Origin of the sequence: Streptomyces sp. (assembly GCF_035563135.1) — a bacterium.
Taxonomy (GTDB): domain Bacteria; phylum Actinomycetota; class Actinomycetes; order Streptomycetales; family Streptomycetaceae; genus Streptomyces.
Genome location: NZ_DATMVN010000460.1, coordinates 1 through 10188 on the forward strand (window position 1 = coordinate 1; position 10188 = coordinate 10188).

At 71.4% G+C, this 10188-nt stretch carries 8 protein-coding genes; 2 read left to right on the forward strand and 6 right to left on the reverse strand.

What is annotated here, in order from left to right:
• Positions 1-639: energy-coupling factor ABC transporter permease (locus VN520_RS20420; protein WP_325748372.1), on the reverse strand; the 639-nt coding region annotated here is incomplete at its 3' end.
• A 178-nt stretch (positions 640-817) separates the two neighbouring features.
• Here VN520_RS20420 and VN520_RS20425 point away from each other — a divergent pair.
• The gene (locus VN520_RS20425) at positions 818-1192 is read left to right on the forward strand and encodes an SsgA family sporulation/cell division regulator (RefSeq protein ID WP_325748373.1); all 375 of its coding nucleotides are present in this window, start codon (positions 818-820) and stop codon (positions 1190-1192) included.
• Positions 1193-1309: 117 nt separating this feature from the next.
• On the opposite strand, the gene VN520_RS20430 is transcribed toward VN520_RS20425, so the two are convergent.
• Together VN520_RS20430 and VN520_RS20435 are read right to left on the reverse strand one after the other, a co-directional pair.
• Positions 1310-3526: an MMPL family transporter gene (locus VN520_RS20430; protein WP_325748374.1), complete on the reverse strand. Its 2217-nt coding sequence runs from the start codon at positions 3524-3526 to the stop codon at positions 1310-1312.
• Positions 3527-3657: 131 nt separating this feature from the next.
• A complete protein-coding gene (locus tag VN520_RS20435; protein ID WP_325748375.1) occupies positions 3658-4230 on the reverse strand; it encodes a TetR/AcrR family transcriptional regulator in 573 nt (190 codons plus the stop codon).
• A 174-nt stretch (positions 4231-4404) separates the two neighbouring features.
• Between VN520_RS20435 and VN520_RS20440 the strand changes: the two genes are divergently transcribed.
• Positions 4405-7878 carry a S41 family peptidase gene (locus VN520_RS20440; RefSeq protein WP_325748376.1) on the forward strand — a complete coding sequence of 1158 codons (3474 nt, stop codon included), beginning with the start codon at positions 4405-4407 and terminating at the stop codon, positions 7876-7878.
• Between the two features lie 272 nt (positions 7879-8150).
• On the opposite strand, the gene VN520_RS20445 is transcribed toward VN520_RS20440, so the two are convergent.
• The 3 genes from VN520_RS20445 to VN520_RS20455 form a co-directional block, all read right to left on the reverse strand.
• A complete protein-coding gene (locus tag VN520_RS20445) occupies positions 8151-8360 on the reverse strand; it encodes a hypothetical protein (protein WP_325748377.1) in 210 nt (69 codons plus the stop codon).
• Positions 8361-8446: 86 nt separating this feature from the next.
• Positions 8447-9331 carry an SDR family oxidoreductase gene (locus tag VN520_RS20450; protein WP_325748378.1) on the reverse strand — a complete coding sequence of 295 codons (885 nt, stop codon included), beginning with the start codon at positions 9329-9331 and terminating at the stop codon, positions 8447-8449.
• Positions 9328-10188 (reverse strand): alpha/beta fold hydrolase (locus VN520_RS20455; protein WP_325748379.1); only part of this gene is annotated, 861 nt, incomplete at its 5' end. The genes VN520_RS20455 and VN520_RS20450, both read right to left, overlap by 4 nt.

Consider the following 10188-nt stretch of genomic DNA (forward strand, 5'->3'; position numbering starts at 1 on the left):
CACGGCGCCGACGGTCAGCGCGGTGATGGCCGCCTCCCCGATGCCGATCAGGACGTGGACGCCGGCCATCGCGGTGAGCACCTTGCCGATGGGCACGTCGGTGGTCCCGCCGATCGCGTAGATCAGGGTGAAGGCGACGGCTGCGGCCGGCACGGAGACCAGCGCGGCCACGAAGGCGGCGGCGGTCGTGGAGCGGCGGGTGCGGGGCAGCACCCGGGTCAGCCCGCGGAAGAGGGCGTAGGCGACGACGGTGGTGACCACCCCCATCACCGTGATGTTCACGCCGAGCGCGGTGAGGCCGCCGTCGGCGAAGAGGATGCCCTGCATCAGCAGGACGACCGTTATACAGAGCACACCCGTGCAAGGCCCGACCAGGATCGCCGCCAGTGCCCCGCCCAGGAGATGGCCGCTGGTGCCCGCCGCGACCGGGAAGTTCAGCATCTGCACGGCGAAGATGAACGCGGCGACGAGCCCGGCCAGCGGAGCCGTCCGCTCTCCCCCGCTCCCGGGGCCGCCCGGACGGGAGGCGCCCCCGAGTTCCCGCCGTGCGCCGCGGAGGCTGACGGCGACCGCGCCCGCGGCGACGACGCCTGCGACAGCGGAGACGGGTGCGTTGATGAATCCGTCGGGTACGTGCATGGAGAGGCTCCGCTTCGGGCGTCACTGCTGGCGGGGTCGGAAAACGCTCCATGATAGAGCCCTGCTGCAAACGGTGTGCAAGAACGCAGGGCTGACAACTACTCCCTCCCTTCGACGTGCCCATATAGGTATATATGGGACATTAGGGGAGGAGATTTCACACAGGAGGAGCCGGCCCATGCCCCACACGATCCAAGAACACGCCCGCGCCCGGCTCATCACCGACGGCCCCGACCCCCGGCCGGTCCCCGTCGAACTGCGCTGCGACCCCGGGGAGCCGCAGGCCGTCCGCCTCCGGCTGCCCGGCGGCGCCGAGCGGACCTTCGGCCTCGACCTCCTGGAACGCGGACTGCGCTCCCCCGCCACCCGGGGTGAGATACGGATATGGCCGTGCGGCCGGGCCCAGCTCATCGTCGAACTGCACTCGCCGGACGGTGTGGCGGTCCTCCAGTTCGACAAGGCTCCCCTCATCCGCTTCCTGGCACGGGCCCGCGCCGCGACGGCTCAGCGCCCCCGGACCACCCCCGCCACCGCCACCGGCGTCCGGACATGACGGGAGCCCCCGTGCCGCGCACGGGGGCTCCTCGTCGCCCCGGCCCCCCGTCCCCACAGGTGACCGGCGCTCCGGGGCCGCGCTCCGCTCAGGCGCGGGCCCCGGGGTCCTGACGGGTCATGCGCGGACCAGCTCCCGCTCACCGCCGCCGTCGGCCGGGCCACCGTCGGCGAGGTCCTTGCGCAGACCCTCGCCCTCCACGTCCACGTTGGGCAGCGCCCGGTCCAGCCAGCGCGGCAGCCACCAGGCACGCCTGCCGAGGAGGGCGAGCACCGCCGGCACGATCGCCATCCGCACCACGAAGGCGTCGAAGAAGACCGCGATGGCCAGCGAGAAGCCGATCATCTTGATCATCGACTCGCTGGAGCCGATGAAGCCGGCGAAGACCGCCATCATGATCACCGCGGCTGCCGTGACCACCCGGGCGCCGTGCCGGAACCCGGTGACGATCGCCTGTCCGGGCGTCTCCCCGTGGACGTACGCCTCGCGCATCCGCGTGACCAGGAAGACCTCGTAGTCCATCGCGAGGCCGAAGACCACGCCGACCATGAAGATCGGCATCATGCTCATGATCGGGCCGGTCTGCTCGACCCCGAAGAGCGAGGCGAGCCAGCCCCACTGGAAGACCGCGACGACCGCACCCAGGGCCGCGACGACCGAGAGCAGGAAGCCGAGGGCAGCCTTGAGAGGCACCAGCACCGAGCGGAAGACGACCATCAGCAGCAGGAAGGCGAGCCCGACGACGAGTGCCAGGTAGGGCAGCAGCGCGTCGTTCATCTTCTGCGAGAAGTCGATGTTCATCGCCGTGGCCCCGGTGACCAGCACCTCGGCGCCCGTGTCGTCCTTCACGTCCGCACCCGCGTCACGGATGGCGTGGACGACGTTCTCCGTGTCGGTCGAGCTCGGCCGGTCCTGCGGGATGACGGTGATGGTCGCGGCGTCACCGGCCTTGTTGAAGGTGGCCGGAGTGACGGCGGCGACATGGCCGATGCTCTCGATCTCCTGGGAGACCCGGTCGACGGCGGTCCTGCCGTCCGAGCTGTCCTTCGTGTCCACCACCACGAGCAGCGGGCCGTTGAAGCCGGGACCGAAGCCGTCGGACAGCAGGTCGTAGGCCTGACGCTGTGTGGTGCTCTTCGGCTGCGAACCGTCGTCCGGAAGACCCATCTCCAGCGAGGCGGCCGGGACGGCGACGGCTCCGAGACCCACGACACCGACCAGCAGCACCCACACGGGCCTGCGCAGGACGAACCGCGCCCAGCGGACACCCAGGTTCGGCTTCGCCTCCTGCCTGTCCCCCGCTTCGGCGGCCTTGCGGGCCTTGCGGCCCATGACCCGCTTGCCGGCGAACCCGAGCAGGGCGGGGACCAGGGTGAGCGCGATGAGCACCGCGATCACGACGGTTCCGGCGGAGGCGAAGCCCATCTTCGACAGCATCGGGATGTTGACGACGGCGAGGCCGGCCAGCGCGATGACCACGGTCAGGCCGGCGAAGACCACCGCGGACCCGGCCGTACCGACGGCACGTCCCGCCGCTTCCTCCCGTTCCCGGCCCTCGGCCAGTTCGGCGCGGTAGCGGGAGACGATGAAGAGCGCGTAGTCGATACCGACCGCGAGGCCGATCATCATCGCGAGCGTGGAGGTGGTCGAGCCCAGGTCGAGCACGTTCGCCAGGGCCGTGATCAGGGAGACGCCTATGCCGACACCGATGAGGGCGGTCAGCAGGGGCAGCCCCGCGGCGATCAGCGAGCCGAAGGTGATGACCAGCACGAGGGCCGCGACGGCGACGCCGATGACCTCGGTGACCCCGGTGTGCGGCATGACCTGGAGCGCGTCACCGCCGATCTCGACGGTCATACCGCCGCCCTGCGCGGCCTCGCCCGCCTCTTCGAGCGCCTCCCGCGTCCCGTCGGTCAGCTCCATCGAGCCGACCTTGTAGGAGACGGAGATGTAGGCGGTCGAGCCGTCCTTGCTGACGGCGTTCGTCGCATAGGGATCGGCCACGGAGGCGATCTGGTCGGAGCCGGACTTCAGCTCACCGACGATCTCCTGGATCTCGGCCTTGTTGGCCGCGTCGGTGACCTTCTCGCTCCCGGGGGCCTTGAAGACGACCCGGGCGGTCGCGCCGTCGGCGCTGCCTCCGGGGAAACGTTCGTCCAGCAGATCGAAGGCGCGCTGGGCCTCCGTGCCGGGAATCGAGAAGGAGCTGGAGGTGGCGGTGGACGCGGAGGAGGCGCCGAATCCGGCCAGCGCCAGCAGCGCTACCCAGATCAGGGCGACGTAACGGCGGCGCCGGAAGGCGAGCCGTCCCAGTTTGTACAGGAATGCAGCCACGGAGGGGTACTCCCGGTCAGGTCGTTGAGTGGAAAAGGGCGTGAGGAACCAGCCCGACGACGAGAGCGGCGTGTCAGGTGGAGCGTCGGAGACGGGTCGTGCGGACGGAGACGGGAAAGGAAGAGGGGACGTCAGACGTCGAGCGCGGGGAAGACCACGGATTCGACGTAATCAGTGAGGAACGCCTGGTCGACGGGCTGGTTGTCCACCAGCTCCCGAGCGGCGAAGGCGCCGATCATCATGTGCGGAACGAAGGGGAGCGCCGGATTGTCCGGACGCACCTCCCCCCGGTCCACGGCCCGCTGGAGCATCGCCCCGAGACCGGTCATCTCCGGCTCGATCAGCAGTTCCCGCAGCGCCTGGAAGAGATCGGGATTGTCGTGGACGGCATGGCTCAGACCCCGCAGCAGTGCGGAGTTCTTCTCCATCTGGCAGTCGTCGGTGCGCGCCATCACGGCGAGGAAGTCACCGCGGAGCGAACCGGTGTCGACTTCGGCGAGGTGCACCGGCTTGTTGCTGCGGAGCGCCCTGACGACCAGCTCGGCCTTGCTCCCCCACTGGCGGTAGAGGGTGGCCTTGCTGGAACGGGTGCGGGCGGCGACGGCGTCCATGGTCAGGGCTTCGTAGCCGACCTCGCCGAGCAGGTCGAGCACAGCGGCGTACAGCTCGTTCTCGCGTTCGGGCGTGAGCCGGCTGCGTGCCATGGGTCGACCTCCTCCTCGCGCCTGCTGGATCGTACGTCAGCCGGAGATCAACTAACGGAACGAAACTGTTTCGTACACTTTGAAGATACTCCCCATCCCGGCGAAACGAGAAAGTTTCGCTTGTGTCCTGCACCACAAGTTGCCGCGGGCCCTTCGCACGGAAAGCATTGGAGGGTGAGTGACGACGTCGCGTATCTCCGTTTCCCGCACCTCCACGAGGACTTGCTCTGCTTCGCGGCGGAGGACGACCTCTGGGTCGCCCCCCTCGCCCCGGCGGGGCGGCGGCCCGGCCGGGCGTGGCGGCTGACCGTCGACCGGACCCGGGTCGGTCATCCGCGCTTCTCGCCCGACGGCAGCCGTATCGCCTACACGACCTGGCGCACGCTCGATCCAGAGATCCACCTCGCCCCCGTCGACGGCGGGCCCGCCCGCAGACTCACCTACTGGGGTTCGACCGACGCCCGGGTCTGCGGCTGGAGCCCCGACCCCGGCGACGCGTCCCAGATCCTCGCGGTCTCCTCGCACAACCAGCCGTTCTCGTACTTCTCCTGGGCGTACAGCGTCCCCACCGACGGCAGTCCGGGCGGAAAGCTCCCCTGGGGGCCCGTGTCCGACATCGCGGTCGCCGACATCGACGGCACCCGGCGCACCCTGCTGCTCACCGGGAAGCCGCCGCACGAACCGGCGGCCTGGAAGCGCTACCGGGGCGGCGCCACGGGCCGGCTGTGGCTGCACGGCGAGCGGCTGCTGCCGGACATCGGCGGGCACCTGGACGCACCGATGTTCGTGGGACGCCGCATCGCCTTCCTCTCCGACCACGAGGGCGTCGGCAATCTGTACTCCTGCCTGATGGACGGCAGTGACCTGCGCCGCCACACGGACCACGACGCGTTCTACGCCCGGCACGCCTCCAGCGACGGCAGCAGGGTCGTCTACCAGTGCGCCGGCGATCTGTGGCTGGTCGAGGACCTGGAGTCGCCGGAGGCGGTGCCCCGGAAACTGGAGGTGCGGCTCGGAGGACCCCGGACGGGCAGGCGTACGTACCAGGTACCGGCGGCCAGCCATGTCGACTCGCTGTCCGTCGACGAGACGGGCCGGGCGAGCGCCGTCTCCGTGCGCGGCAGCCTGTACTGGCTCACCCACCGTGACGGCCCCGCCCGTACGATCGCCGACACCCCGGGGGTGCGGGTCCGGCTGCCGGAGATGCTCGGCAGCAGCGGCCAGGTCGCGTACGTCACGGACGCGGAGGGCGAGGACGCGATCGAGATCGCCCACCTCCCACGGGCCAGCGGCGACCGCCCGCCCCGCAGGCTGGCCGCCGGGCAGCTGGGGAGGGTGCACGAGCTCATCTCGGACCCGGAGGGCGAGCGGCTGGCAGTCGCGTCGAACGACGGGCGGCTGCTGCTGCTGGACACGGCGGATGTGGACACGGTGGACACGGACACGGCGCAGGAGGCGGAGGCCGGCACCGGCTCCACGGGAACGGGGGCCACCGGGGCGGCCGAGGTCGCCGGGACGGCCGGGGTCGCCGAGGCCGGAGCCTCCGACGCCGGGAGTGGCGTTGCCGGTACCGGGGTCGCCGAAGCCGGGGCCACCGGTACCGGGGGCGCAGAAACCGGTGCCGGGGTCACCGAGCTCATCCGCTCCGTGAACGGCCCGGTGCGCGATCTGGCCTTCTCCCCGGACGGTCACTGGCTGGCGTGGTCGCATCCCGGCGTCGGCCGGGCTCTGCGGCAGATCAAACTGGCCCGGATCACCGGCCCGGACGCCCCGGTGATAGTCGATGTCACCAACGGCCGCTTCGAGGACGAGAACCCCGTCTTCACCGGTGACGGCCGCTATCTCGCCTTCCTCTCCTGGCGCGGATTCGACCCGGTGTACGACGTCCACACCGGCGACCTCTCCTTCCCGCTGGGCTGCCGCCCGTATCTGGTCCCCCTCTCCTCGGCCACTCCCTCACCCTTCGCCCTGCTCCCGGACGGCAGGCCCGCGGCGGGCGGTCTGGACCCTGTGGACATCGCCGAAGGCCCGGTCGAGGGACCGACGGTCATGGTGGAGTTCGAAGGGCTGGAGAACAGGGTGACCCCGTTCCCGGTCTCCGCGTCGAAGTACTCGGCGCTCCAGCCGGTCAGCGGCGGCGGCCTCGTCTGGCTGCGCTGGCCGATCTCCGGCGCGCTGGGTGAGACGTTCGCGAACCCGGCGGACATGTCGGGCCGGCCCACCCTGGAGCACTTCAACATCGCCAAGGCCCGCAGGACCGAACTGGTCGGCCACCTCGACTGGTTCGCGGTCAGCGGGGACGCCACCCGGCTCGTCGTCATGGACGACGGCGAGCTGCGCGCCGTACCGTCCAACGAGCCCGGTGACAACGACACGACGGTCTTCCTCGATCTGCGCCGCATCCTGCACGACGTCGACCCGGCGGCCGAGTGGCGCCAGGCGTACGGCGAGGCGGGGCGCATCATCCGGTCCTACTTCTGGGAACCGGACATGTGCGGCATCGACTGGGACGGCGTACTGGAGCAGTACCGCCCGCTCGTCGAACGGGTCTCGTCCCCCGACGAGTTCGCCGATCTCCTGCGTGAGGTCCTCGGTGAACTGGGCACCTCCCACGCGTACGTCTCCCCCGCCCGCCGCAACGAGGGTCCTCCGCACTACCAGCGGGCGATCGGCCTGCTGGGAGCCAACCTCGTGTGCCGGGACGGCGACTGGACGGTGCGGCGCATCCTGCCGGGCGACTCCTCCGACTCCAAGGCCCGTTCACCGCTCGCCGGCACGGGGATCAGGGAGGGGGCCGTCCTCACCCATGTCGACGGCCGGCCCGTCGACCCGGTGGCCGGACCGTACCCGCTGCTGACCGCGGCGGGCGGCACCACGGTGGAGCTGACGTTCCGCCCGGCCGGGAGCGGGCCCGGCGGCCGGTCCCGCCGCATCGCGATCGTCCCGCTGATCGACGAACGTCCGCTGCGCTACCAGGACTGGGTGGCCAAACGCCGTGAGGTCGTACGGGAGTTGAGCCACGGCAAGTGCGGTTACCTGCACATCCCCGACATGGGCGGCTCCGGCTGGGCCCAGTTCAACCGCGACCTGCGGCTGGAGGTGTCGCGCCCCGCGCTGATCGTGGACGTACGGGGCAACGCGGGCGGCCACATCAGCGAGCTGGTCGTCGAGAAGCTCACCCGCACGATCCTCGGCTGGGACCTGACCCGCAACGCTCAGGCGGTCAGTTACGCCTCCAACGCGCCCCGGGGGCCGGTCGTGGCCCTCGCCGACGAGGCCACGTCCTCCGACGGTGACATGATCACGGCCGCGTTCCGGCTGCTGGAGATGGGGCCGGTGGTGGGTCAGCGCACCTGGGGCGGCGTGGTCGGAATGACCGGGCGGCACCGGCTCGGTGACGGCACGGTGATCACGGTGCCGATGAACGCGGCCTGGTTCGACACGTACGGCTGGTCCGTCGAGAACCACGGCGTCGAGCCCGACCTGGAGGCCCTGCGCACCCCGCTGGACTGGGCGGAGGGCCGCCACGCGGTGCTGGACGACGCGGTCAGGGTGGCCCTGGACCTCCTGGCGGCCCGCCCGGCGGCCACACCCCCCACCTACGACACGGCCCCGGACCTACGCCGGCCCCCGCTCCCCCCGAGGTGACCGGTGCGGGACCCGGGCCCGGGACAAAGCCCCGAAACCACCCACCACACCGCACCGCACCCCGCACCCCACGACGCAAACCCGCACCCTCCGGCCCAGCGCACAACCAAGCCCCTCCGGCGATCGAGGAGCGGGGCCCAGGGCAGAGCCCCGAAACCCACCGCACCGCACCCCGCACCCCGCGACGCGAACCCGCACGCGGCACGCGAAAGGGGCGTACCCGGCGCTCCGGGTACGCCCCAACACACCGCAGACGTCAGTCGCGTCGGCCGTCAGCGCTCGAAACGCTCGCGCGTCCTGTCCGCCGCGCCCTGCGCCCGGTCCCGCGCGCCGGGACGGCGGCCCTGCGCCCGGTCCGAGGCGCGGCCCGAACGGCCGGCGGGACGCTCACGCGTCTCGTCCCGCTCACCGCCCGCCTTCTGCCGTTCGGCCCGGTCGGCGAGTTCCTGCGCCTTGTCCTTGAACTGGTCTGCGATACCCATGCTGTTCACTCCTGTGTGGGTGCGTGGGGTTGACCCCGATGGGGCCCCGCTCAGATTTACACACCCGGACATTCACCGCATTTCGATCATCCGCGCTGGACCCGCGCCTTCTGGTCCGCCTCGCCTCCGGCCCCCACGAGCCCCTTGCTCACGCCGTCGAGCCGGGAGCCGAACCGCTTCATCTCCCGCTGTCCGACGGTCCCGATCATCGCGGGCAGATACCCCCGGACCGACTGCATCCCGCGCAGCCACCACTGGGCGTAGACATGCGGGGAGCGCCGTTCGATCCCCGCCACGATCCGGTCGACCGCCGGGCCCAGGGGGTAGGTGCGGTTCGTCGGCCACGGCAGCCGCTGCCTCAGCTCCCGCATGACGTCGTCCTGGTCGGCACCGCGCACCATGTCCGTGTCGGTCCAGGACAGGTAGCCGACACCGACCTTCACGCCCCGGTGGCCGACCTCGCCGCGCAGGCAGTGCGCGAACGCCTCCACACCCGACTTGGACGCGCAGTACGCGCTCATCATCGGCGCCGGGGTGATCGCGGCCAGCGACGCTATCTGGAGGAAGTAGCCATGGCTCTCCATCAGCACCGGCAGGAACGCCCGCGCCGTCACCGCGCCGCCTATCAGGTTCACCTCGATGACCCGCCGCCACGCCACCGGGTCGGAGTCCACCAGCGGTCCGCCGGTGGCGACGCCCGCGTTCGCCACGACGACGTCGATCCTGCCGAAGCGGGCCTTGACCTCCTCGGCGACCCGGCTCATCGCCTCGTGGTCGGTGACGTCCGCGTACCAGTGGTCGCTTTCCGAATGCAGCCGCTCCGAGACCTTCTTCAGCTCGTCCGGCTCCAGGCCGACCAGCGCCAGCCTGGCGCCCCGCGCGGAGAGCTTGCGGGCCAGCAGTTCGCCCACTCCGCGCGCCGCGCCCGTGACGACGACGACCTGTCCTTCGAGACTCCGCCTGCCGCTCATGCGACCTCCTCCTCACGCACGGCTGCCGCCGCGCTTCCCGCACCTTCCACAGTGACGTACGAGGCCACCAGCTCGCGGAGCTTCGCCGTGACCACCTCGGGCGCCTCGACCGGCGTCATGTGACCCGCACCCGCCAGGACGGTGAGTCCGAGACTGACCGGCAGCGCCGCCTCTATGGCCTTCGCGTGCACGGGCGGCGTCAGCCGGTCCTCGGCGCCCGCGATCACCGCGGTCGGCAGCCGCAGCTCCGGCAGACGCGCCTCGAGGTCGAGCTCCGCGAGCACATGCCCCCAGGCGACCCGTGCCCTGCGGGGACACGCATGGACGATCCTGGCACAGACATCCACCCGTTCCGGGGCGGAACCACGCCCCATCGTGGCGTACTTGAGGATCACCTTCGACATCGCGGTGACCGGCCCGAGGGGCGCCCGCGCACCGAGGACCGCCGCGGTCATCCGGGTGCGGAGAGCCCCGGCCCGCAGCGGCAGCACCAGCGACTCGGCCGTCAGCCGCGAACTGCCGGTGCTGCACAGCAGCACGGCCGCCCCGTGCTCCCGCACGGCGTCGCGGTCCGCAGCGGCCATCAGCGTCATCCCGCCCATGGAGTGCCCGCCGAGCACCGCCTTCCGACCCGGTTCGAGCGTGGCCTTCAGGACCGCTTCGAGGTCGTCGGCCAGCGCCCGCGTGCTGTAGCCGTCCGGCCCGGCCATGGGCGTACGCCCATGGCCCCGCTGGTCGTAGACGACGACCCGGTGGTCCACCGCCAGGTCACGCACCTGGGCGTCCCAGAAACGGGTGTTGCAGGTCCAGCCGTGGGCCAGGACCACGGCGGGCGCACCCTCGGGGCCGTGCAGTTC

Coding starts and splice junctions, on each gene's coding strand:
- VN520_RS20435 (WP_325748375.1), bottom strand. CDS start 4,230: ATGGCACGCAGCCGGCTCACGCCCGAACGCGAGAACGAGCTGTACGCC.
- VN520_RS20425 (WP_325748373.1), top strand. CDS start 818: ATGCCCCACACGATCCAAGAACACGCCCGCGCCCGGCTCATCACCGAC.
- VN520_RS20450 (WP_325748378.1), bottom strand. CDS start 9,331: ATGAGCGGCAGGCGGAGTCTCGAAGGACAGGTCGTCGTCGTCACGGGC.
- VN520_RS20445 (WP_325748377.1), bottom strand. CDS start 8,360: ATGGGTATCGCAGACCAGTTCAAGGACAAGGCGCAGGAACTCGCCGAC.